Source organism: Acinetobacter sp. (genome assembly GCF_036659555.1).
GTDB lineage: Bacteria > Pseudomonadota > Gammaproteobacteria > Pseudomonadales > Moraxellaceae > Acinetobacter.
In genome coordinates this window covers 1-21,617 of the sequence record NZ_JAVXCI010000050.1, presented here as the reverse complement: position 1 = coordinate 21,617, position 21,617 = coordinate 1, and the positions used below count along the sequence as shown (strand labels likewise).

Here is a 21,617-nt window from a genome sequence, read left to right as displayed (position 1 = left end):
CGCCTATCTCGTCGGTATGGGGTGCATTCTAGAGGATTTATAAATCATTGCAAGCCCTAAAATCATTTATTTATCACGCATGTATTATTTTTCATCAAAAATGGCAAAAAAAGCCGTCTTTCTTTCATTTTTCAGCCAATTCCTATCTGTTTTTTATAAAAACTGAATGCATTTTCTGAAAAATATATTTTTCATGCAAAAAAATTCCTTCCATTTAAAAAGGATTTTTTTGCACAGTTTCTGAAATTCCGCCCTTTTCAGCTGCCAGCTGCTATTTTCAAGGCCGCGCCGGATTGACTTAGAAGTGTGGCGCGCTTTCCTTTCTTCATATCCAGATCACCCTCTTCAAATCCAATTAAGAGCGCCTGCTGTTCAGCAGCTGAACTCCATCACCGCACCCGGCGAATTATGCATCAAACCCTATGCCTTCCTGCCTATATGGATAGAGAGACTTTTTTTAAAAACATTTGGCCGCTGATTGCAGGGCCTTAAAAGCATCTGAAGCTTGCCGGCGGCTTAAACCCTGCTTAATAGCTCAAAATTATTAATGACAGGCTTATGCTGGAATTCTCTATAAAAATGCGGAATGGATGCGCCGGCAGCGGCGTTATGGAAAAAATCAGCAAATAAAAAAGGAAGAGATCTCTCCCAAAATCTCTCCCTTGGAGTTGAATCTTTACTCGATCCATCGCATTGTTATTATAGTTATTCTTAAAAACTATTTAAAAAAATAGCCCCTTGGGGAAGAGACTGTAAAACTGCGGAGCTGCTATGCACTCCCTAGATATGCTTTTATACTTGAATATAAGATTTCCAGATGAGTAAATCTTATACATAAGCCAAATAAAATGCAAGCCGTTTGGAAAAATTTAACTGTTGTTTTTATAGGGTTTTTTTTGATTTGCTTATTTATTTAATTAATATGCCAAATTGATAAAAAAAGCAGGCCAAAGCCTGCTTTCTTTTCAACAAGTTAGCTTAAAATTAATCGGTAAAAATCACTTTTGCGATGGCTTTTTTGCTGGCCTGAATGACTAAAGTGGTGTTTTCCTTGACAGAGAATGATGCATCTACCGTATTCCAGTCAACTTTCACCGCGCCGCGGGCAACCGCATCTTTTGCTTGCGCTGCATTTTTCGTCAGGCCGGCTGCGCGCAAGATAGAAGCAATAAAAATTTCACCGCCATATTCAGCGCGGGAAACTGTCACTTCCGGCGTGCCTTCCGGCAGCTCGCCTTCAGTAATCAGGTTGCCTGCGCCTTTATGCGCATGCTCCGCCGCCTCTGCGCCATGGAAACGCTCAACCAGCTCCAGCGCAAGAACTTTCTTAATCTCCTGCGGATTGCGGCCTTGCGCCATTTCCGCCAGCAAAGCTTCAATGTCCTGCAGCGATTTAAAGCTCAGCAATTCAAAATAGCGCTCAATCAGGCTGTCCGGCATCGAAAGCACTTTCTGGTACATCGCGCCCGGCGCGTCAAATACGCCAATATAGTTGCCTAAAGACTTGGACATTTTATTGACGCCGTCCAAGCCTTCCAGAATCGGCACGGTAATGCAGACTTGCGCTTCCTGATCGAAACGGCCCTGCAGAGTGCGGCCCATCAGCAGGTTAAAGGTTTGGTCGGTGCCGCCCAGCTCCACATCCGCCTCAAGCGCAATGGAGTCGTAGCCCTGAACCAGAGGATACAGGAACTCATGAATCGCGATCGGCTGGTGGCTATTGTAGCGCTTGGTAAAATCATCGCGTTCCAGCATGCGCGCAACCGTCTGCTGCGAAGCCAGCTGAATCAAGTCCGCCGCGGTTTTCTGCGCGAACCATTCAGAGTTGAACACCACCTTGGTTTTATTCGGATCAAGAATCTTGAACACCTGTTCCTGATAGGTCTTGGCGTTTTCCAGCACCTGTTCGCGCGACAGCGGCGGGCGCGTCGCGCTCTTGCCGCTCGGATCGCCGATCATGGCGGTATAGTCGCCAATCAGGAAAAAGACTTCATGGCCCAAGTCCTGAAACACTTTCAGCTTATTGATCAGCACCGTGTGGCCCAGGTGCAGGTCAGGCGCAGTCGGATCAAAACCCGCTTTGATTTTAAGCGGACGGTTCTCTTTTAATTTCTTCAGAAGATCTTCTTCAGAAATAATTTCATGCGTGCCCCGTTGAATGAGAGCAAGTTGTTCTTCAGCCGGCAGGAAATTTGACATCACAAAACCCAAACACATCAGTTATTCAATTTGTGCGATATACTAACATTTTTTCAGCACATTGCAGGCTTTAGAATAATCATGACAGCGATCTATATTGGCGTAATGACCGGCACAAGCATGGATGGTGTCGATATTGCCGCTGCTTCTTTTGATCCCCTGCAGCTTCATGCAGCGCTGACCCTTGAATTCGACCCGCAGCTGCGCGATGAACTGATGGCGCTGACCCTGCCCGGCGACAATGAAATTGACCGCATGGGGCAAGCCGACGCCGCCTTGGCAAAGATGATTGGCCACGGCATCAACCGCCTGATTGAAGAAAATAATTTAGACCGCAGCCGAATTAAAGCCATCGGCTCGCATGGCCAGACCATCCGCCACCGCCCGGAGCATGGCTTTACCCTGCAGATCGGCGACCCCAACATCATTACCGAGATCACCCAAATTCCGGTGATTTCCGACTTCCGGCGCCGCGACATGGCAGCCGGCGGCCAAGGCGCGCCGCTGGTTCCGGCCTTTCATCAGGCCCTGTTTCAGCATAGCGACATTCACCGGGTGATTTTAAACTTAGGCGGGATTGCCAATGTCAGCCTTCTGACCGCCGGCGATCCGCAAAGCATCTGCGGTTTCGATACCGGCCCGGCCAATATCCTGATGGACGCCTGGTGCCACCGCTATACCGGCCAGCCTTATGATGAAAATGGCAATTGGGCCGCTTACGGCGCCCCAATCCGCAGCCTGCTCGACCGCCTGCAGGCGCATGACTTCTTTTCCAAGGAACCGCCGAAAAGCACCGGGCGCGAAGATTTCAATCTGGAATGGCTGGATGAGCAGATTTCTGACTGGCGCAGCGCCTTGGAATATGATGAGCTGGAAGATACGCCTGAAAATGTGCAGGCGACTTTATTAAAGCTGACCACCCGCGCCATCAAGAAAGCCATTTACCGCTCAGGCATGGATACCGGGGAAGTATATGTCTGCGGCGGCGGCGCCTACAATTCGCAACTGCTGGAACAGCTGCGCTGGCGCCTGCGCAAGCATCAGTGGACGGTGCAAAGCACTGCAGATCTGGGCCTCAGCCCGACCTGGGTGGAAGCGACCGCCTTTGCCTGGCTGGCTATGCGCTTTATGAATCAGCTGGCTGGAAACTTGCCTGCGGTGACTGGCGCCAAAGGCTGCCGCATTTTAGGCACCATTACTGCGGTTTAAACAGCGGCATGCAAAAGGCCTGCATCAGCAGGCCTTTTCAACAGCATCTATAATAAAAAAGCCTTAACGCATCATAGCTTTGGCATTTTCACTGCGGAATGCCTGCAGGATCTGCTGCCCTGCACGCCCTGTCGGGCTCAGCCCCAGACGGTTCTGCTCCTGACGGATCGCCTGGCGGGTTTTATCGCCAATCAAGCCATCCGCAGCGCCAATATCATAGCCACGATTCAGTAAAAACTGCTGAATTTCACGACGTTCCGCCCGGGAAGTGCCGGCATCATCGGTTGGCCAAGCCGCGCTGAAAGCGCCCTTGCCCTGCAGGCGGTCAGACAAATGCGCAATCGCCAAAGCATAGCTTTCAGCCGCGTTATAGCTGTATATAGCATCAAAGTTTTTAAAGACCAGAAATACCGGGCCATCAGCGCCCGCCGGCGCCATCAGTCCGGCCTGCGAACTGTCCAATAAACCGCCCTGCACTAAGGATGAACCGTCTGCCCTCATAAGGCCCCGGCTTGACCAGTAGGATAAAGGCTTCTTATTGCGCCGGCCTTCGCCGCTTATGGACACGTCCTGCGGGATTTTTACTTCAAAGCCCCACGGCTGTCCAGTTTGCCAGCCACGCTTTTTCAGGAAATTGGCCGTTGACGCCAAGGCATCTGAAGTGCTCGACACCAGATCGCGGCGCCCGTCGCCATCAAAGTCCACCGCCAGCTCTTCATAGGTTGAAGGCATGAACTGGGTATGGCCAAATGCCCCGGCCCATGAGCCTTTCAGCTGCTGCTCGGTTAAATCGCCGCGCTGCAGTATGCGCATAGCCGCGAAAAATTCACCGCGGAAATAGCCTTGGCGGCGCCCCTCGCAGCTCAATGTGCCGAGTGACTGCAATAAAGGATATTTACCCGAAATATCACCGAAATTGCTTTCCACACCCCACACCGCCACCACAGTTTCCGCCGGCACGCCGTAAGCGGCAGCCACGCGGTTCAATACTGCGCGGTGCTGCGCTAATTTCTGCTGCCCCAGCTGCACCCGCTCTTCATCCACCAAGCCGGACAGATAGTCCCAAATCGGCGTTGAAAACTCCGGCTGATAGTTGAGTTTTTCAATCACCGAATAATCCGGCGTCAAATTTTGCGTATAGCGGTCATAAGCTGCGCCGGAAACGCCAGCGCTCACGGCCCGGCCGCGCAGGCCGGCAAGGCAGTCCTGAAAATTATTTTGAGATGAATAAGCGTATGAATTTGGCGCGGCGGGCGCTGCCGCCGCGGCTGCAGGCTGGCCATTAATAATCAGCTCGGCCTGAGCCTGAGACATTGCAAGTACAGCCGAACCGAAAACCCATGCTAATTGGCGCATAACATCCTTTATCTATCTTTCAATGCAAATTGTGATTACACCATAGCATTGCTGTACTTAAATGACAGATGAAGATCTGTAAATTTAAATTCATTATTCTTCACTTTAAATTCACAGTTTATTTTTAAATTTAAAAACTTATCCACAGCAGCGCCAGCCCGAAACTTTTAAATTCAAAGCAGCCGCGCCGGCTTTTAAATTTAAATTCATCAATACAGTTTGCAGGCAGAAAAGTTATCCACAGCATATCCAAACCCAGGCGCAAGCAAGGATTTTCATTTTAAATTCAAAAGAATTATTTCTAAATTCAAATGCGGTTTTCAGCCAGCCGTTTTGAATTCAAAGGCCGGCTGCAGGTTTAAATTTATTATTCTGAATTTAAATTCAAAGTTTGAATTTATTTTAAGATTTTTTGAATTCAAAATCTTCCCGGCGCTGCGGTTTTTTTTATTATGCTGATGCAAGGCAGTACGGAGGCAGGCGCATCAACCGCCTGCAGGATATCGGCTTTTGCGGCCGCTGCATGGCGCGCTTTTGCAAAAGAGGCGCAATCTTGCCTGAACTGCAGGCCTAAAAAAAGCGGCCATTGGCATGACCGCTTTTTTATCACTCAAAACTGGGCTTAAATGCTCATATCTTCGCTCAATGCCAGCGGATTCGGCAGAATTTCCGCCAAAGCTCGGCACAGCGCGGTCAATTCAGCGCTGTCATTCGGCATTAAAGTAATATGGCCGATCTTGCGGCCTTCGCGCTCGACCTTATTGTACAGATGCACGTGCGCGCCGTTCAGCGCCAGCACATCCGCCAGCTGCGGATACTGGCCGATAATGTTGACCATCACCGACGGGCGGACCACTTCTGTTGAGCCCAGAGGCAGGCCGGCAACGGCGCGGATATGGTTTTCAAATTGCGAGCAGACCGCGCCTTCAATTGACCAGTGCCCGGAGTTGTGCACGCGCGGCGCCATCTCATTGGCGCACAGGCCGGCATCGGTGACAAACAGCTCCAGCGTCAGCACGCCGACATAATCCAAATGCTGCAGCAGGCGGGTAATGTAGTCCTGAGCCGCGGGCTGCAGCGCAGCGCTGTTTGGCGCAGGCACGATTGAATGCGACAGAATGCCGTTATGGTGATGGTTTTCCGCCAAAGGCCAGGTTTTGACATCGCCATCCTGGCCGCGCACCGCAATAATGGACACTTCACGCGAAAAGGCCACGAAGCTTTCCGCCACCAGCGAACCGGCAGGGCCGAGTTCAGCCCAGGCCTGATTAATCTGATCTTCAGAACGCAGCACAAACTGGCCTTTGCCGTCATAGCCGCCGGTTGCGGTTTTCAGCACAATCGGCAGGCCCAGCGCAGCAGCCGCAGCCTTTAAGCTGTCCAGCGAATTGACCGCCTGATACGGCGCAACAGGAATGCCCAGCTCATCAAACAGCGCTTTTTCCTGCAGGCGGTTCTGCGCAGCCGCTAAAGCCTGGCGCGGCGGATGCATCTCTTTCTGCTGAGTCAAAACATCGACATCGGCTAAGGGCGTATTTTCAAACTCAAGGCTGAATACATCGGCGCTGCCGATAAAGTCCTGCAGGCCGTGTTCGGCAGTGCTGGCGATGACTGGACCCAAAGCAGCCGATGGGCAGTCTGTGCTGGCGTCAAAAAAAGTGCATTGAATATTCAGCGGCAAGGCAGCTTGCGCCATCATGCAGCCGAGCTGCCCGCCGCCAAAAATACCGATGGTTTTATTCATAAGATCTGTCCCGTTTTAAGCTTGGCCCGGAATATTTTTGCTTGCCACTTTGTCCGTTTGCGCCGTCCGGAAATCGGCAACATTTTTGGCAATTTCCGGACGGGTCAAGCCTAAAATCTGCGCCGCCATAATCGCCGCATTGGCCGCGCCGGCAGGGCCGATCGCCAAGGTGCCGACCGCAATGCCTGCAGGCATCTGCACAATTGACAGCAGCGAATCTACACCGTTTAAAATTGAAGATTTGACCGGCACGCCCAGCACAGGAAGATCGGTTTTGGCTGCGCACATGCCCGGCAAATGCGCGGCGCCGCCGGCGCCGGCAATAATCACCTGAATGCCGCGCGCGCGCGCGGTTTCCGCATATTCAAAAAGACGGTCTGGAGTACGGTGCGCAGACACCACTTCCGCTTCAAAAGGGACGCCAAGCTGCTTGAGCATATTGGCAGTGTGTTCCAGAGTTGCCCAATCAGATTGGGAGCCCATGATGATTCCAACGAGAGGAGCGTCTTGTGCAGCGGCCGCATTCATTGCAAATATTCCAGAGATTAAATGAGGAAAGAAAAATCTCGACGAAAGCCAGGCTTTAGAAGAGCCGATATTATAGACCGTTTTTTCATCCCGCCAAAATTTAACAGATGCAGGCGGGCGTTATTTTCAGTATTTTTTCGGGAAATAGAAAAAGTTTCCCTAAAATATCCGGCAGCCCCGGCTGCCGCCTGAAGCAGGCGGTCATCCGGCCATCCCGTAAGACGGCAGGATGATGCCAAAGAGGCGTCCGGCGCGGGGAAGGCACAGGCCGGCTACTGGCTTCTGAAGACAAAGTATACGCAGCCGATCAGGCACAGCCCCGCCCAGACATAGTCCAGCTTAAACGGCTGCTTGAACAGAAAGATCATAAACGGCACAAACACCAGCAGCGTCACCGCTTCCTGGGTGATTTTCATCTGGCCCACTGACCAGCCTTGGGCCGCCAGCAGGCGCGTTGCCGGAATCATAAAGCTGTATTCCAGCAGGGCAATCAGCCAGCCGAATAAAATGGCCTGCCACAGCGGCGCGCCATGCAGGAATTTCAAATGGCCGTACCATGCCAAAGTCATAAAGCAGTTGGAAATAATCAGCAGCATCAAAGGCAGGGACATGGCAGCGCTTTCTCTTATAAAACCGCGCTTATTTTACGGTTTTCTTTTTAAATTGCATGCTGTTTATGCCGCGGATCCGCTCATGCAGGAGTGGCCGGATCGCCTGGAAAAAATGCTCTTTTAAAACGCCGGCAGGGATACAAGAAAAACTATCTTTTCAGCTATAGCCTTGCTATCGTTGCTGGCAAATTGAATCAATCACGACAGCACCACAACAATGAAGTGATGTGTCTATAAACGCAGTGGAGTTAAGCGTATGCATCTGCATATTTTGGGTATTTGCGGCACTTTTATGGGCTCTTTGGCGCTGCTGGCCCGCGATCTGGGGCATAAAGTCACCGGTTCAGATCAGAACGTTTATCCTCCGATGTCAACCCAGCTGGAAAATGCCGGCATTGGCTTAATGCAGGGCTATGACCGCAGCCACCTGCAGCCGCATCCTGATTTAGTGATTGTCGGCAATGCCATGAAGCGCGGCATTGATGCCGTGGAATACATGCTGAATGAAGGCCTGCCGTATACTTCCGGCCCGCAGTTTCTGGCGGATCATGTGCTGCAGGGCAAGCATGTTTTAGGCGTTGCCGGCACGCACGGCAAAACCACCACCACAACCATGCTGGCTTGGGTGCTGGATCAGGCCGGCTTAAACCCGGGCTTTTTAATCGGCGGCGTGCCGCTGGGCTTCAGTGAAAGCGCACGCATGGGCGGCGGAAAATACTTCTGCGTTGAAGCGGACGAATACGATTCCGCCTTCTTTGACAAGCGCTCCAAGTTCGTGCATTACCGCCCGAAAACCGCAATTTTAAACAATCTTGAATTTGACCATGCCGACATCTTTGATGACCTGGCGGCGATTCAAAAGCAGTTCCATCATCTGGTGCGCACCATTCCAAGCGAAGGCCGGATTATTGCGCCGGTTACGGAAACCAATATTGATGAAGTTCTGGAAATGGGCTGCTGGACGCCCGCGGTGCGCACTTCGCTGGAAGCCAATGACGCGGCGGAATTCTCTGCCGAACAGCTGGCTGCAGACGGCTCACACTTTAAAGTGCTGCAGCGCGGTGCAGTCAAGGGCGAAGTGCAATGGAGCATGACTGGGCAGCATTCTGTGGCCAATGCCTTGGCCGCCATCGCCGCCGCGGAGCATATCGGCGTGCCTGTTGAAACTGCCTGCGCAGCGCTGTCGAATTTTGGCGGGGTCAAGCGCCGCATGGAGCTGCTGGGCACGATCAAAGGCATTGAGGTCTATGATGACTTTGCGCACCATCCAACCGCGATTGACACCACGTTGGAAGGCGCGCGCAAGCGCTTAGGCCAGCGCAAGCTTTGGGCAATTATTGAACCGCGTTCCAACACCATGCGCATGGGCAGCCATAAAGAGGGCCTCGCGCATTCCGCGCGCCTGGCGGATGAAGTGATCTGGTATCAGCCCGAAGGCCTGGACTGGGATCTGCAGCCGGTAATTGACGCTGCCCCAAACAAGGCGGCGGTCGCGCGCACGCTGGATGACATTATTCAGGCCATCACTGCAGCAGCAGGCGAGGGCGATGCTGTGGTGATTATGTCGAACGGCGGCTTTGGCGGGCTGCATCAGAAACTGATTGCGGCGCTGAAAGCTTAAAATAATTTCTCGCCAGAATTGCAGGGCTATTCCGATAGCCCTTTTTTATTGCCTGTCTCACCCTGAATAAATATCCCGTCCTGAAATAAGCTTATGCACTGAAGGCTGATGTTATTCAACTTCAGCAGTATCAACGCATAAGCGCGCAGCGGGCCAGCTCAGGCCGCCACATCGGCAAAGCTTTCATCGCGCTTGAACATCACTTCAACATAGGTGCAGGCCGGCACAATTTTCAGCTGCTTTTCACGCGCAAACCCGGCCAGCACATCCAGCAGCTCGCGCGCGGCGCCTTGACCGCGCAGGGAGTCATCCACCCAGGTATGATTGGCTTCAATCTGCTCTCCGCCATTCCAAATATAGCTGATTTCCGCGACACGCCGGCCTGAAGCGTCCGCTTTAAAGAATTCGCCGGTTTTACCGTTATCTGAATGCTGCATCGCCATATCCTCAATACTCCTAATTTGCTCCAGCTTCATGCTGCAGCATGATTTAAATATAAAACTTTGTTATATCAGAAGTTTGCAAAATACCCAATTTCAGGGATAGCGGCGCAGGCCGCCAAGCACTAAATTTTATAGCATCAAAATCTAACTTCTGTATTTTATTCTGCTGGGGGATTGTATGGATATTTACCTGATTGCTGTGCTGTTTTTACTGCTGATCGCGCTGCTGCTGGGCATCTCAATGTATAAATCACGCTTCTGATCCGGCGCGGATGCCCTGCAGTCCGGCTGTCCTGAACAGATGGAAGCTTTCTGCATTCAGGCTAAAACATCCCGGATAGATGCATCCTTGGCAAATACAGATTTAGCAAAAGGGCATAGGGGAATAATTTTGACTTGCCGGCTGCGCGCAAACTGCACAGCGGCATCCAGCAGGCGCCGCCCTGCGCCTTGCCCGCGCAAAGCTTCGCTGACATCGGTATGATCAATAATGAATTTATCTGTTCCCGCCCATGAATAGGTCATTTCCGCTAAGCGCTTATGCTTCCGCTCAATGAAAAATGCGCCTTTTTTGCCGTTATCTGAATGCTGTACCATCATTTTTCCCCGACCTCATCATCATTATTTTTTAAAGCGCTGCATTTGTTGTATTAAATTCTGCCGGCCGCTTCAATAGCGCTTAACAATTCATCACCATGTTTTTAAAATAGACGCTGAATTTTTTTGCATGCATGGCCATGCCATCCGCATCTCCCGGATCTGCACCCTGATTTTATTCATCGGATGCGCTGATAAAAATACGGCAGCCGGATTGCTTATTGGCTAAAAATCTGCCATGATTCATGCAGATTTGGACAGCGTCCAAAACAAAATTTAGCTGAACAAGGGGAGTAGCCTCCTCCAAGCGCTTTACTCATTAGAGTGGATGCGTGTCAGAATATCGTCATTACACTTTGCAAAAAGTCGGTATCTGAGCATTGATCATCATTCCAGATGGCAATGTAGGCAAGACCTTGATCATGTTGTTACAGATGTTTTTATTCATCTGGCAGCAGGTCAAGGTTTTTTTTATGGCCGGCTGCCAGGTGTGGAGGATTCACATGGAAACTATCGGCACTTTGTGGCTGTATCTGGCATTTTTCGGTTTAGTCACCGTCATGCTGGTCATCGACTTTTTAGGCTTTAAGCAGAATAAAGGCCAGGAAGTCAAAGTAAGAACCGCTGCCTACTGGAGCATTGCCTGGGTGTCCGTCGCCACCTTATTCGGCGGCGCGCTCTGGCTGTACCTGCAGCAGACGGCTGGCGCGGCTGTGGCCAACACCAAGGTCATGGAATACTTTGCCGGCTACCTGCTGGAAAAATCCCTTGCGGTTGACAACGTCTTTGTCTGGCTGATGATTTTCGCAGCCTTTGCCATTCCGCCTGCGCTGCAGCGCAAGCTGCTGCTGTACGGCGTGCTGGGCGCGATTGTATTGCGCACCGTCTTTATTTTTATTGGCGCATGGTTCGTTCAGGAATTTTCCTGGGTGCTGTACATTTTCGGCGCGTTCCTGGTGTATACCGGCTTTAAATTCCTGAAAGGCCAGGATGATGAAGCGCAGAACATTGAGGACATGGCCATTCTGAAATGGCTGCGCAAACACATGCGCATTACCCCGCAAATGCATGGCGATAAATTCTTTGTGCGCCAGAACGGCATGCTGTGGGCAACCCCGCTGTTCTTGGTGCTGATTTTGGTTGAAGCGTCCGATGTGATTTTTGCCGTGGATTCCATTCCTGCAATTTTCGCCGTGACCAGCGACCCGTTCATTGTATTGACCGCCAACCTGATGGCGATTTTAGGCCTGCGCGCAATGTTCTTCCTGCTGTCCGGCGCTGCCTCTAAAATGCATTATCTGCCATACGGCCTGGGCCTTATCCTGGTGTTCATCGGCTTTAAAATGCTGATGCTGGATGTGTTCCATATGCCAATCTGGATTTCACTGAGCTTTATTGTGCTGGTGCTGAGCATTACCGCATGGCTGTCGATCCGCCACAGCAGAAAGCATCACGAAACCACGCTGTAAGCCTGCAAATTCCTGCGGATGGCATAGGCAGCAAAGCCAGTCAAGCAATTGACTGGCTTTTGCTTTTTCAGGCCCTGCGTGCATGTGCGCCGTGCACGCGGAACGCAGCAGCAGCGCAGCGAATAGGCAAAGGCGCAGCCCTCTGGCCCGGTTTTAAGTTACAATCAACCGAAAAAATTAACAGCTGCAGGTTTCCAATGCCTTCCAACAATACACCGGCCGCGGTCCGCGGCCGCTTCCTGGATATTCAGAATACGGTTGCCCAAGCGCATGAAATTCACGGCCAAGTGCGCTATATCGAAGATGGCCTGCTGATTGCCGAGCACGGCAAAATCACATGGTTTGGCGACTGGCAAAGCGGACAGGCGCATCTGCCGGCCGGCGTGCAGATGAAGCATTACCCCGGTCAGCTGATTGTTCCGGGCTTTATCGACACCCATATTCATTTTCCGCAGACCGAAATGATCGGTGCCTACGGCGAACAGCTGCTGGAATGGCTCAACACCTATACTTTCCCTACTGAAATGCAGTTTGCCGATCCGGCCTATGCGCAGAAAATTGCGCAGTTTTTTGTGCAGGAGCTGCTGAAGAACGGCACCACCACCGCGCTGGTTTTCTGCACCGTGCATCCGCAGTCGGTTGATGCGCTGTTTGAAGCGGCCGAACAGCATCAAATGCGCCTGATTGCCGGCAAAGTGCTGATGGACCGCAATGCGCCTGAAGGCTTATGCGACAGCGCGGACAGCGCCTACAGCGACTCCAGGCAGCTGATTGAGAAGTGGCACGGCAAAGGGCGCAATCTGTACGCCATTACCCCGCGCTTTGCGCCGACTTCTACGCCTGAACAGCTGGCGCGGGCAGGGCAGCTGAAAGCGGAGTATCCAGATGTGTATGTGCACACTCACCTCAGTGAAAACAAAAACGAAATTGCCTGGGTCAAGGAACTGTTCCCTGAACAGCAGGGCTATCTGGATGTCTACCGCCATTACGGCCTGACCGGCGCCAAGTCGGTCTTTGCGCATTGCGTGCATCTGGAAGAAGACGAATGGGACTGCATGCACGAAACCGGCTCCGCCATCGCCTTTTGCCCGACCTCAAACCTGTTTCTGGGCAGCGGCTTATTCCCGCTGAAAAAAACCTGGGAAAAGCAGGTCAAGGTCGGCTTCGGCACCGACATTGGCGCGGGCACATCATTCAATCAGCTGCAGACTATTCAGGAAGCTTACAAAGTGCAGCAGCTGCAGGGCGACAAGCTGTCGGCATTTGAGGCGCTGTACCATGCCACGCTTGGCGGCGCCAAAGCGCTGGACCTGGACAGCAAGCTGGGCAACTTCAATCCGGGCAAAGAAGCCGACTTTGCGGTGCTGAACCTGCAGCCGACCGCCCTGCAGCAGCTGCGCCAGTCGCGCGCCAAAGGCCTGGAAGATGCGCTGTTCGCGCTGATGATGATGGGCGATGACCGCAATATTCACAGCACCTATGTGTACGGCCGGCTGGCCTATGCCAAGCCGCAGGCCGGCGCGCAATAAGGCCCCGCAGGCAGGGCAGGGCGCCGCCGGGCTGCCCCTGCAAAGCGCGGTGATTACATTTTCAACGGCAAAAAAGATGCATCCCCAATCAAGTTGTATTAAAATCGGGCCATCTTTAAAGGTGTTGCCAGTCAACACCTTTTTTATTTTTTGATTTGCTTTTTTAGGTATCTACCCATGACTGTTCAAATGAGCGTATTGATTTCCACTGAAGAAATTCAAGCGAAAGTAAAAGAGCTTGGCGCCATCATTGATGCGCACTATGCCGGCAGCGGCAAAGAACTGGTGCTGATTGGCCTGCTCCGCGGCTCGGTCATTTTCATGGCGGATTTATGCCGCGCCATTGCAAAAACGCACGAACTCGACTTCATGACCGTTTCCAGCTACGGCGGCGGCACGGTTTCCAGCCGCGATGTGAAAATCCTGAAAGACCTGGACGGCGACATCCGCGGCAAAGACGTGCTGGTGGTGGAAGATATTATTGACTCCGGCAATACGCTCAGCAAAGTGCTGGAAATCCTGCAGACCCGCGGCCCGAACTCGATTGAGCTGTGCACGCTGGTCAGCAAGCCTTCGCGCCGTGAAATTGCGCTGAACGTGCGCTTCCTCGGCTTTGAAGTCGAAGATAAATTCATTGTCGGCTATGGCCTGGACTATGATCAGAAATACCGCCACCTGCCGTTTATCGGCGAAATCGGCCTCTAAGGCAGCCCAGATGCCTGAAAGCGGCCGCAGGCCGCTTTTTTTTATTTTTCAGGGCATGACGGACAAAAAAACAGCAGGGCAGACCTTCCGCGCCGCGCCGGATTCATCAATTATAAGCGCTGAACCTGATGATAAAATACCGGCATGCTGAAAAGGGCAACGCCTATGCGGTCACTGATTGCTGCGGTTATTGCTGGCTTTATTGCCGGCGCCATTCATCCCGGAGACAATAAGGCCGGCTTTATTATAACTTCCCTGCTGGGAATTTCCGGCTCGCTGCTGGCGGCTTGCGGCGGGCGCCTGCTCGGGCTGTATGATGAAAACGCGGCGGCGGGCTTTATCGCCTCAGTCCTCGGCGCGCTGCTGATCCTGTTTGTTTACAATAAGCTTTCCGGCAAGCCGGCGGCCTGAAGCCCCGTGAGCCGCCGATAAAAAAATCCCCAAAGGCTATTTGTAATGCTGATCAGTTAAGGAGTTTCTCAGTAAACTTCTTAACTTTTTTGGGCTATTCACGGCGGAGTCTTACCCTTTTTAAATCGAATTTTTGGAGCTCGTTTTGTTCCTTGCGAAACAGTGTTTCTCATTCGCCAAATGAGAAGCGGAGCTTCGCAAGGAAAGCATCTTGCGGCGCAGTGCGCCTCACCGCGAAACCTGTTTATTTTCTGCACTTAATTAAGTTTATTGCAAAAACAGTCCATTTCAAAGGCCAGATAGGTTGCGGATGACGCTTCCGCGTATCAAATAAAGTCTAGAATTTAAAAAGAAAAAGCCAGTCAGTTTCTTAACTGACTGGCATTACAAAGGCCATTTGGGAATTTTTCAATGCAGGCTGCGGTTACAGGCCCAATTCTTTCCAGATTTTTTCAATTTCCTGCGCCGGATAAGCGCCCATCAGCTTGGTGCCGTTGGAAAAGACAATCGCCGGCGTGCCGTTCAGGCCGAGGCTTTTTGCCAGCTGCAGGTTGCGCTCAACCGGATTCGCGCAGCTTTTCTTGCCGGCAGGCTGAATGCCTTTGCTCACCAGATTGCTCCACGCCAGAGCCGGATCCTTTTCGCAGAACAGCTGCTTGGAAGGCGCGACAGACTGCGGCTTCAGCGGCAGCACAAAGGTATACAGCGTGACATCATTCAGCTTATTCAGCTCTACTTCAAGCTGTTTGCAATACGGGCAATTTGGGTCAGAAAACACCGCCAGCTGGCGCTTGCCAGTCCCCCGGACGCTTTTCACCGCATCTTTCAGCGGCAGTTTTTTCCAGTCCAGCTGATTCTGAGTCAGCATCAGCGCATTGGTTAAATTCTTCTGATCTTTCAGGCGGATCATTGAGCCGACTAGAATATGCTCAGCGTCTTCGCCAGTATAGATGATTTGACCGCCGACAGAACCGCTGTAAATGCCCGGCATTTCGGTGGCTTGAATATTTTCAATCTGCAGCGCCGGATACTTCGCTTCCAGCTGGCGCTGCACCGACGCCGCGTCCGCCATCGCCCATTGTGAAAGCGCGCCTGCCAAAAGCAGGGCGCAAGCTTTTTTCATCATTGTATTTGCCTCAGGGATTTTTATGCCCCAAATTCTACTTGCAATCCGGCAGTGAACCTATTGTTTTTTCAGCCGCTTACCGAAAAGCAACAGCACTGCTCAGGCGGTTTCACGTGGAACATGCTCAGCATATTCAGGCAGGTTGATTTCGACCGACACATGCGCAATTTCCTCATGAACAGCTAAAGCCCGACGCACCTGATCTGCAGTCAGCGCCTGTTCCGCCTCCAGAGCCAGAATGCAGGAAAACTGCCCGCGGGCGACTTTCCAGACATGCAGGTCAGTAATCTGCGCCGGCACCGGCAGGCCGTCAAGCGCTTCGCGGATTTCCTGCACCACAGGATGATCCATTTCCGCATCCAGCAGGGTTTTGCCTGTTTCCTTAATTAAGCCAATTGCCCAGCGCGCCACCAGCACCGAACCGGCAATGCCCAGCGCGGCATCCAGAAAATCCCAGCCCATGAATTTTCCGGCAAGCAGCGCGATAATCGCTAAAACTGAAGTCACCGCATCCGCCACCACATGCAGGAAAGCCGCTTTCTGATTTAAATCATGATGATGCTCATGCGCATCGGCTGCGCCGTGATCATGGTTATGCCCGTGATGGTGATGGCCATCATGCAGCAGCCATGCGCAGATCAGGTTAATAATCAGGCCTAAAACTGCAACCGGAATCGCCTGGCTGTAGTGAATTTCTACCGGATTGAACAGGCGCTCTGCGGAATGCAGCGCCATGAAAGCCGCCACCACCAGCAGCAGGATGGCGCTGCTGTAGCCGGCCAGAATTTCAATTTTCCAGGTGCCGAAACTGAAGCGCCGGTCCTGCGCATAATGGCGCGCCGCCCGGTAAGCCATATAGGCCAAGCCCAAAGCCAGCATATGCGAGCTCATGTGCCAGCCGTCCGCCAGCAGCGCCATGGAATTGAAAATCCAGCCGCCGATGACTTCTAACAGCATCATCAATGCAGTTAATATAGCGGCTAGCAGAATGCGCTTCTGCGCCAGCGGGTTGCCTTCATCAAACTGATGCGAGTGAATGCGCGGGGATGGGGATTTTTGCATTATCTTAAACTTTTCATATACTCCCCCATAGTATATTTATTTTTGGAGCATTGCGGTGGGTCATTTGCATCAGGATAAAAAAATATTGAACCGGGTCAAGCGCCTGCAGGGCCAGATCAATGCCGTAGAGCAGGCGCTGCTGCAGCCTGAAGCCGGCTGCATTGAAGTGCTGCAGCAGGCGGCGGCCATTAAAGGCGCCGTCAATGGCCTGATGAATGAGCTGATTGAAGCGCATTTGCGCCATCATGTGCTTGCCGGCGCGGCGGCGGTGAATGAAGAGGAGCTGGCGGAATTCCTCAAGCTGCTGAAGCGCTATGCCTGAGCGGCTGCAATTGATGAATTGACCGGCGCGCGCTGCGCTCTTACACTGTGGCTGTATTCTTCAATTTTCTCACAGCATGCATTTTTACAGCAGCTGCGTGAAGCTATGCGGCCTGCTTAATGACAAATTCTCAATCCTGGCGCCCTTTCACCATGGTCAGCCTTGCCCTGATTATGGGAACGGTCGGCACGGCTTTGGCCAGCCCGCTGTATCCGGTTTATCAGCAGCTTTGGCATCTGCAGCCCAGCCAGATCACTTATATTTTTGTGGCCTATATGTTCGGCTGCCTGGCCGCCTTGCTGTTTTTAGGGCGCGCCAGCAACAGTTTCGGCTTTTTAACAACACTGCAGGCCGGCCTGCTGTTTGTGATTGCCGGCCTGGCGCTTTCCGCAGCCTCTCCTGACGCGCTCAGCCTGTCATTTGCAAGGTTCCTGATTGGCATTGCATCCGGCTTAATCAGCACTTCAGCCATGCTCGGCCTGATTTACACCATTCCGGACAGCCATAAGCAAAGCGCGCCGCAGCTCAGCTCAATCATTACGGTAATCGGCTTCGGCTTCGGCCCATTGATCGGCGGCGCGATTGCGCAATTTTCTTCCCGCCCGTTGGTGATGCCGTATTTGCCTGTGATTGCAGGCGCCGCGCTGTGCCTATTCGGCCTGTTTTCCGTCAAAATCCGGCCGGCGCAGAAGCAGCCGTTTTCCGCGGCGCCGCACCTGCAGCTGCCGGCGCCGGAATATCACGGGCTGTTTTATACCGCCGGCTTTACCACATTCAGCGCTTTTGCTTCATTCAGCCTGTTTGCCTCACTGGCGCCATCCTTCGTCAAGGAAGTCATTCCCTGGCATGGGCCTTGGGTCAGCGGAACCGCGATTGCCAGCATTTTGATGCTGTCCGCATTGGCGCAGTTCACTGCCAAAAAGCTCAACCCGCAGGCCGCGGTGCGCGCGGGGCTGATTTCACTGATTTTCAGCTATGCCCTGCTGGGCGCCTGCATGCAGATGCACTGGAGCATGCTGTTTTTTGCCAGCGTCCTGTTCGTGGGCATGGGGCACGGTTTAGGCCTGCTCGGGGCTTTCGGCATGATTCACGGCATGACCGCCCCGCTGTAATATCGACCTATCTGTTTATCGGCTATTGGGGCACCATTGTGCCGATTATCGGGGCCGGCTATCTGTCCGATCATTTTGGCCTGGGCGCAGGCGTTTCAGGCTTCTGCCTTGCTGTTGGACTGCTGTGCGCAGGGCTGCTGATTTTTCAGCGCAGGATGAGATCGGCTGCGCAGTAAAAGCGCCGGATATCAAAAAGCCCCTATTGGGGGGGCTAGCTTGATTTAGATTTAACACCACAGCCAACTTTCCGGCTTATTTCCCGATGCAGAATGAGCCGAAAATCCGCCCCAATAAATCATCCGCGCTGAAATCGCCGGTAATTTCCCCCAAGGCATTCTGCGCCAGGCGCAGAGATTCCGCGACCAGCTCGCCGGCATGGTAAACCGTCAGCTGCTCGCGCGCTTCCGCAAGATAGCGCTGCGTGCGCTTCATTGCGTCCAAATGGCGGGTGCGGGCAATAAAGGTGTCTTCTTCAGGCTGAAAGCCTGCATGCGCTGTAACCGCATCAATCAGCGCCTGAACGCCGGTTTCCTGCTTGGCGGACACCGCAATATGGCGGAAGCCCTGATAATCGCTGATTTGCGCTTCAGCACCGGTTAAATCGCATTTATTGCCAATCAGCATCAGGCGCTTCGGCTCAAGATGGGCCGCAAAATAGCGCTGCGCCAGCAGCAGAGGATCTTCGCCTTGGCTCAGGTCATACACCAGCAGCAGCAGGTCAGCCTGCTCAATTTCCTGAATGGCGCGGCGGATGCCTTCCTTCTCCACTACATCGCCGGTTTCGCGCAGGCCTGCGGTATCGGTCAGGGTAATCGGCAGGCCATTCAGGCTGATGATTTCATGCAGCACATCGCGGGTTGTGCCGGCAATATCGGTGACAATCGCGCGCTCAGTGCCCGCCAGCGCATTCAGCAGGGAAGACTTGCCGGCATTCGGCTTGCCGGCAATCACCACCTGCAGGCCTTCGCGCAGCAGCTGGCCTTGGCGCGCAGACTGCTGCACCTGCGCCACCGATGCGCTGACCTGATCCAGCAGCGCTAAGATTTTGCCGTCCGCCAGAAAGTCGATTTCCTCTTCCGGAAAATCAATGGCAGCCTCCACATGCAGACGCAGATGAATCAGGTTTTCCAGCACCGCATTGACTTTAGCTGAAAATGCGCCCTGCAGGGAGCGTACCGCAGAGCGGGCCGCCGCCTGAGAAGTCGCGTCAATCAAGTCGGCAATCGCTTCGGCCTGCACCAAATCCAGCTTGCCATTTTCAAAGGCGCGCATGGAAAATTCACCGGCTTTGGCGGACGCAGCGCCCAGTTCCAGCAGGCGCGCCAGCAGCGCATTTTGAATCACCGGGCCGCCGTGGCCCTGCAGCTCCACCACATCTTCGCCGGTAAAAGAGTGCGGATTGGGAAAGCAGATGGCCAGCCCCTCATCCATCACTTCGCCGCGCTCATCCAGAAACTGGCGGAAGCCGGCATAGCGGGCCTTGGGCAAAGCTTTCTGCGTCAGCGCTTCAGCAATGGCGTAGGCTTTAGGTCCAGACAGGCGAATGACCCCTACGCCGCCGCGGCCCGGCGGTGTGGCAATTGCAGCGATAGTGGTTCGATTGTGCATAACATTCACCTAAAAATACTCAAACAGCGGCCAAAGAAAAATCCGCCTAAGATTACCATCTTAAGCGGATTTATTCAGCTCGTCAGCAGCACTTAGTTTGCTGAGTCCGCTCCGTCACGCTTATCGCGCTCTTTGGCAACGCTCTTATTGATCAAGCTCTGCTGCAGAATCGTGATGCTGTTGTTGACAATCCAGTACAGCACCAGGCCGGCCGGGAAGAACAGCATGAAGACCGTGAAAAGAATCGGCATGACCTTGAACACTTTCGCCTGCATCGGATCAGCCGGCTGCGGGTTCAGGCTCTGCTGGATGAACATGGTCGCGCCCATCAGCAGCGGCAGGATGAACCACGGGTCCATTGCCGACAAATCCTGAATCCAGCCCAGCCACGGCGCATGGCGCAGCTCAACGGACTCCATCAGCACCCAGTACAGCGCAAGGAAAATCGGCATTTGCAGCAGCAGCGGCAGGCAGCCCGACAGCGGGTTGACTTGCTCGCGCTTGTAAAGCGCCATCATTTCCTGAGAGAAGCGCATGCGGTCTTCGCCGAACTCTTCCTTCATGCGCTGCATTTCCGGCGCAATCACGCGCATTTTCGCCATTGAGCGGTAGCTCTTAGACGACAATGGCCACAGAATCAGCTTCACAAGAACCGTCAGCAGGATGATTGACCAGCCCCAGTTGCCGATCAGGCCATGGAAGAACTGCAACCCGAGGAACAGCAGCTTGGCGATCGGCCATAGCCAGCCATAGTCTACAGTCTGGTTCAAGCCTACAGCCAGGTCCTTCAATTCAGACTGAATTTTAGGACCTGAATAGAAAGTCGCATCCACTTCAGCTGCCGTGCCTGCAGGCACATTGATGGTTGGCGAAGTAAAGCCGATGATGTTCATGTCATCATTGGACTTGCGCGATTCCAGCTTGGCTGCAAATGGCTGGCCGTCAGCCTGAGTCAGCTTCAGCTCGCCCGGCACCCAGGCGCTGACAAAGTAGTGCTGCACCATGGCAACCCAGCCGCCTTTCGCTTCAACGCTTAATTTTTCATCATTGAAGTTGGCAAACTTCAGCTTGTTGTAATGCTCGTCAGGCGAACCCCAGGCGCCGCCCAGGAATGTGCCCAGCGTGAAAATGCCCTGATCGGACTTGCCCGGATCTTCAGAATTGTCACGCTTCAGCTGGCCGAACATCTGGCCTTGCCAGTTCTGGCCGCTGCGGTTGACAATCTTATGGCTGACGGCAATCGGATATTCACCCTGCTTAAAGCTGAAAGTTTTAATCACTTCTACGCCATCGGCAGTTTTAAACACCATTGGCACAGTCAGGACTTGTTCCGCCTTGCCGTCTTTGCCCTGCACAGGCTTTGCGTCAGCCAGGCTGTAAGATGATTTTTCAATCTCATACGCCGGGCGGCCGCTGCGGCTGCTGTCCGGGCCATTCAGGCCGATTAAGCCGGACTGGGCAACATAAGTGCGCTTGGCATCGCTTTCCAGCATGACAAACGGCTCATCGCTGTTTTTGTTTTTGTCATGATTGAGCAATTCAACACGGACGATATCACCGCCTTTAGGATTAATCCAAAGATGGTAAAGGTCAGTTTTCACTGAAATAAGCTGTTGACTTACAGGTGCAGTGGCGTCTGCTGTCTGCTGCGCTGCGATATTTGCCTGCGGCACATCTGATGATGCGGCAGCCGTTTGGCCATTTGGCAGGTCTGCAGATACTTCATGCGACACAACTGCAGCTTTTTGCTGCGCTTTGCTGTCCGCATGACCGTAATCTTTTTGCCAAGCCAAAATGAGCAAATATGCGACAACAAACATGGCCCCGAGAATTGCAATCCTGGCCCATTGTTGCATATCTATTACCCCAAGTGGTGAGAGTGATTTTGGTTCAATAAACGATCACGAAAGGGTACAGCAACGTGAAGCGTTTGAGAATCTATTTGCTGAAATGAAATAAAACGAA

At 52.9% G+C, this 21,617-nt stretch carries 19 protein-coding genes and 2 pseudogenes; 9 read left to right on the top strand and 12 right to left on the bottom strand.

Translation table 11 applies throughout. The annotated features are described in order from the left end of the window. Positions 1–984: 984 nt before the first annotated feature. Positions 985–2,217, bottom strand: coding sequence for a tyrosine--tRNA ligase (gene tyrS, locus RSA72_RS08450; RefSeq protein WP_332622675.1), 1,233 nt, complete (start codon positions 2,215–2,217; stop codon positions 985–987). 63 nt (positions 2,218–2,280) lie between these two features. On the opposite strand from tyrS, the gene RSA72_RS08445 reads away from it, so the two are divergent. After that, a complete protein-coding gene (locus tag RSA72_RS08445) occupies positions 2,281–3,408 on the top strand; it encodes an anhydro-N-acetylmuramic acid kinase (RefSeq protein ID WP_332622673.1) in 1,128 nt (375 codons plus the stop codon). A 63-nt stretch (positions 3,409–3,471) separates the two neighbouring features. Here the strand turns inward: RSA72_RS08445 and RSA72_RS08440 are convergent, their stop codons facing one another. From RSA72_RS08440 to RSA72_RS08425, 4 genes are all read right to left on the bottom strand, one after another. Continuing rightward, positions 3,472–4,764, bottom strand: coding sequence for a lytic murein transglycosylase (locus tag RSA72_RS08440; protein ID WP_332622671.1), 1,293 nt, complete (start codon positions 4,762–4,764; stop codon positions 3,472–3,474). A gap of 622 nt (positions 4,765–5,386) precedes the next feature. Further along, a complete protein-coding gene (locus tag RSA72_RS08435) occupies positions 5,387–6,508 on the bottom strand; it encodes a 5-(carboxyamino)imidazole ribonucleotide synthase (RefSeq protein ID WP_332622669.1) in 1,122 nt (373 codons plus the stop codon). Positions 6,509–6,523: 15 nt separating this feature from the next. Beyond that, positions 6,524–7,036 carry a 5-(carboxyamino)imidazole ribonucleotide mutase gene (purE, locus tag RSA72_RS08430; RefSeq protein WP_332622667.1) on the bottom strand — a complete coding sequence of 171 codons (513 nt, stop codon included), beginning with the start codon at positions 7,034–7,036 and terminating at the stop codon, positions 6,524–6,526. Between the two features lie 272 nt (positions 7,037–7,308). Beyond that, a complete protein-coding gene (locus RSA72_RS08425) occupies positions 7,309–7,647 on the bottom strand; it encodes a DMT family protein (protein ID WP_068910513.1) in 339 nt (112 codons plus the stop codon). On the opposite strand from RSA72_RS08425, the gene RSA72_RS08420 reads away from it, so the two are divergent. Both RSA72_RS08420 and mpl read left to right on the top strand, forming a co-directional pair. After that, complete coding sequence (locus tag RSA72_RS08420; RefSeq protein WP_332622665.1) at positions 7,646–7,771, top strand: hypothetical protein; 126 nt, start codon at positions 7,646–7,648, stop codon at positions 7,769–7,771. The genes RSA72_RS08425 and RSA72_RS08420 overlap by 2 nt on opposite strands. 132 nt (positions 7,772–7,903) lie before the next feature. After that, entirely contained in the window at positions 7,904–9,268 is a 1,365-nt protein-coding gene (gene mpl, locus RSA72_RS08415; protein ID WP_332622664.1) for a UDP-N-acetylmuramate:L-alanyl-gamma-D-glutamyl-meso-diaminopimelate ligase, read from the top strand. Positions 9,269–9,426: 158 nt separating this feature from the next. Here mpl and RSA72_RS08410 read toward each other — a convergent pair whose 3' ends face one another. Both RSA72_RS08410 and RSA72_RS08405 read right to left on the bottom strand, forming a co-directional pair. Further along, positions 9,427–9,711: a GNAT family N-acetyltransferase gene (locus RSA72_RS08410; RefSeq protein WP_332622676.1), complete on the bottom strand. Its 285-nt coding sequence runs from the start codon at positions 9,709–9,711 to the stop codon at positions 9,427–9,429. Between the two features lie 318 nt (positions 9,712–10,029). After that, positions 10,030–10,311: a GNAT family N-acetyltransferase gene (locus RSA72_RS08405; RefSeq protein ID WP_332622663.1), complete on the bottom strand. Its 282-nt coding sequence runs from the start codon at positions 10,309–10,311 to the stop codon at positions 10,030–10,032. A gap of 500 nt (positions 10,312–10,811) precedes the next feature. Here RSA72_RS08405 and RSA72_RS08400 point away from each other — a divergent pair, with 500 nt between their 5' ends. From RSA72_RS08400 to RSA72_RS08385, 4 genes are all read left to right on the top strand, one after another. After that, entirely contained in the window at positions 10,812–11,777 is a 966-nt protein-coding gene (locus RSA72_RS08400; protein WP_332622661.1) for a TerC family protein, read from the top strand. Between the two features lie 197 nt (positions 11,778–11,974). Next, on the top strand, positions 11,975–13,306 hold the full coding sequence (guaD, locus tag RSA72_RS08395; protein ID WP_332633016.1) for a guanine deaminase: 1,332 nt from the start codon (positions 11,975–11,977) through the stop codon (positions 13,304–13,306). Between the two features lie 177 nt (positions 13,307–13,483). Then, the gene (gene hpt / locus RSA72_RS08390; RefSeq protein ID WP_068910504.1) at positions 13,484–14,011 is read left to right on the top strand and encodes a hypoxanthine phosphoribosyltransferase; all 528 of its coding nucleotides are present in this window, start codon (positions 13,484–13,486) and stop codon (positions 14,009–14,011) included. 165 nt (positions 14,012–14,176) lie between these two features. After that, on the top strand, positions 14,177–14,422 hold the full coding sequence (locus RSA72_RS08385) for a GlsB/YeaQ/YmgE family stress response membrane protein (RefSeq protein WP_332622657.1): 246 nt from the start codon (positions 14,177–14,179) through the stop codon (positions 14,420–14,422). Positions 14,423–14,846: 424 nt separating this feature from the next. Here the strand turns inward: RSA72_RS08385 and RSA72_RS08380 are convergent, their stop codons facing one another. Then, on the bottom strand, positions 14,847–15,548 hold the full coding sequence (locus RSA72_RS08380; RefSeq protein WP_332621800.1) for a DsbC family protein: 702 nt from the start codon (positions 15,546–15,548) through the stop codon (positions 14,847–14,849). A gap of 99 nt (positions 15,549–15,647) precedes the next feature. Beyond that, complete coding sequence (gene dmeF, locus RSA72_RS08375) at positions 15,648–16,610, bottom strand: CDF family Co(II)/Ni(II) efflux transporter DmeF (protein ID WP_332621799.1); 963 nt, start codon at positions 16,608–16,610, stop codon at positions 15,648–15,650. Positions 16,611–16,665: 55 nt separating this feature from the next. Here dmeF and RSA72_RS08370 point away from each other — a divergent pair, with 55 nt between their 5' ends. Together RSA72_RS08370 and RSA72_RS08365 are read left to right on the top strand one after the other, a co-directional pair. Further along, entirely contained in the window at positions 16,666–16,932 is a 267-nt protein-coding gene (locus tag RSA72_RS08370; protein ID WP_332621798.1) for a metal/formaldehyde-sensitive transcriptional repressor, read from the top strand. A gap of 119 nt (positions 16,933–17,051) precedes the next feature. Then, positions 17,052–18,220: pseudogene (locus RSA72_RS08365) on the top strand (MFS transporter). A gap of 76 nt (positions 18,221–18,296) precedes the next feature. On the opposite strand, the gene mnmE reads toward RSA72_RS08365, so the two are convergent. The 3 genes and pseudogenes from mnmE to RSA72_RS08350 form a co-directional block, all read right to left on the bottom strand. After that, positions 18,297–19,652, bottom strand: coding sequence for a tRNA uridine-5-carboxymethylaminomethyl(34) synthesis GTPase MnmE (gene mnmE / locus RSA72_RS08360; RefSeq protein ID WP_332621797.1), 1,356 nt, complete (start codon positions 19,650–19,652; stop codon positions 18,297–18,299). A 92-nt stretch (positions 19,653–19,744) separates the two neighbouring features. Continuing rightward, positions 19,745–21,508 carry a membrane protein insertase YidC gene (gene yidC / locus RSA72_RS08355; protein ID WP_332621796.1) on the bottom strand — a complete coding sequence of 588 codons (1,764 nt, stop codon included), beginning with the start codon at positions 21,506–21,508 and terminating at the stop codon, positions 19,745–19,747. A gap of 5 nt (positions 21,509–21,513) precedes the next feature. Beyond that, positions 21,514–21,617 (bottom strand): annotated as a pseudogene (locus RSA72_RS08350) (membrane protein insertion efficiency factor YidD); the annotation flags it as partial.

What these genes read in the sequence shown, in the direction of transcription:
- RSA72_RS08405 (WP_332622663.1), bottom strand. Translation starts at nt 10,311, where the DNA reads ATGATGGTACAGCATTCAGATAACGGCAAAAAAGGCGCATTTTTCATT.
- RSA72_RS08400 (WP_332622661.1), top strand. Translation starts at nt 10,812, where the DNA reads ATGGAAACTATCGGCACTTTGTGGCTGTATCTGGCATTTTTCGGTTTA.
- purE (WP_332622667.1), bottom strand. Translation starts at nt 7,036, where the DNA reads ATGAATGCGGCCGCTGCACAAGACGCTCCTCTCGTTGGAATCATCATG.
- RSA72_RS08445 (WP_332622673.1), top strand. Translation starts at nt 2,281, where the DNA reads ATGACAGCGATCTATATTGGCGTAATGACCGGCACAAGCATGGATGGT.
- dmeF (WP_332621799.1), bottom strand. Translation starts at nt 16,610, where the DNA reads ATGCAAAAATCCCCATCCCCGCGCATTCACTCGCATCAGTTTGATGAA.
- mpl (WP_332622664.1), top strand. Translation starts at nt 7,904, where the DNA reads ATGCATCTGCATATTTTGGGTATTTGCGGCACTTTTATGGGCTCTTTG.
- RSA72_RS08435 (WP_332622669.1), bottom strand. Translation starts at nt 6,508, where the DNA reads ATGAATAAAACCATCGGTATTTTTGGCGGCGGGCAGCTCGGCTGCATG.
- tyrS (WP_332622675.1), bottom strand. Translation starts at nt 2,217, where the DNA reads ATGTGTTTGGGTTTTGTGATGTCAAATTTCCTGCCGGCTGAAGAACAA.
- RSA72_RS08440 (WP_332622671.1), bottom strand. Translation starts at nt 4,764, where the DNA reads ATGCGCCAATTAGCATGGGTTTTCGGTTCGGCTGTACTTGCAATGTCT.
- guaD (WP_332633016.1), top strand. Translation starts at nt 11,975, where the DNA reads ATGCCTTCCAACAATACACCGGCCGCGGTCCGCGGCCGCTTCCTGGAT.
- RSA72_RS08420 (WP_332622665.1), top strand. Translation starts at nt 7,646, where the DNA reads ATGGCAGCGCTTTCTCTTATAAAACCGCGCTTATTTTACGGTTTTCTT.
- mnmE (WP_332621797.1), bottom strand. Translation starts at nt 19,652, where the DNA reads ATGCACAATCGAACCACTATCGCTGCAATTGCCACACCGCCGGGCCGC.
- RSA72_RS08410 (WP_332622676.1), bottom strand. Translation starts at nt 9,711, where the DNA reads ATGGCGATGCAGCATTCAGATAACGGTAAAACCGGCGAATTCTTTAAA.
- RSA72_RS08425 (WP_068910513.1), bottom strand. Translation starts at nt 7,647, where the DNA reads ATGTCCCTGCCTTTGATGCTGCTGATTATTTCCAACTGCTTTATGACT.
- yidC (WP_332621796.1), bottom strand. Translation starts at nt 21,508, where the DNA reads ATGCAACAATGGGCCAGGATTGCAATTCTCGGGGCCATGTTTGTTGTC.
- RSA72_RS08380 (WP_332621800.1), bottom strand. Translation starts at nt 15,548, where the DNA reads ATGATGAAAAAAGCTTGCGCCCTGCTTTTGGCAGGCGCGCTTTCACAA.
- RSA72_RS08385 (WP_332622657.1), top strand. Translation starts at nt 14,177, where the DNA reads ATGCGGTCACTGATTGCTGCGGTTATTGCTGGCTTTATTGCCGGCGCC.
- hpt (WP_068910504.1), top strand. Translation starts at nt 13,484, where the DNA reads ATGACTGTTCAAATGAGCGTATTGATTTCCACTGAAGAAATTCAAGCG.